At 46.9% G+C, this 471-nt stretch carries 1 protein-coding gene; it reads right to left on the bottom strand.

Annotation, left to right across the window (positions count from 1 at the left end):
• Positions 1–128: 128 nt before the first annotated feature.
• The coding region (locus B4U49_RS00205) for a hypothetical protein (protein WP_204902945.1) at positions 129–471 on the bottom strand (343 nt) is incomplete at its 5' end.

Genomic DNA, 471 nt, shown 5'->3' with positions numbered 1-471 from the left:
CGCAGCAGGGGCAGACAATGCTAAGCACATATTGTGCTAAAAAGGAAGCGCAGCGACCAGCACAATATGTGCTTAGCGTTGGCTGTCCCGTGGAGGCGCGAAGCGCCGGAACAAACTGCCTGCGATTGTTATACGTTGCCGCACCCACCTGACTTAAGCTCACCAACCCCTTTGAGTTCGACGTCCATAATATTTAGTTGTTGCAGAACAACATATGCATCTGCTACCTGAACGGGGCCTGCACAAACATCTACGGCTAAAATAACACTGTCCAAACTGCGCTTTTTAAGCTCTTGTAGCAATGACTCCTTGCTAAATGTTTCTGATGAGCCGTCAATAGAAAAGTTTGACTCGCCGACAAAAACTGTCGCCTTCTGCTCTGCATAAGCATTTAAGCAGAAACCAAATATTAATAGTGCTAGATATTTCTTCATTCTTCCTCTAGACGTATAACGCCCGCAACAGGGGCGA

Origin of the sequence: Microbulbifer mangrovi, assembly GCF_002009015.1 — a bacterium.
Classification (GTDB): Bacteria; Pseudomonadota; Gammaproteobacteria; order Pseudomonadales; family Cellvibrionaceae; genus Microbulbifer; species Microbulbifer mangrovi.
The sequence above is the reverse complement of the archived record's forward strand: the minus strand, read 5'-3'. Positions and strand labels throughout refer to the sequence as shown.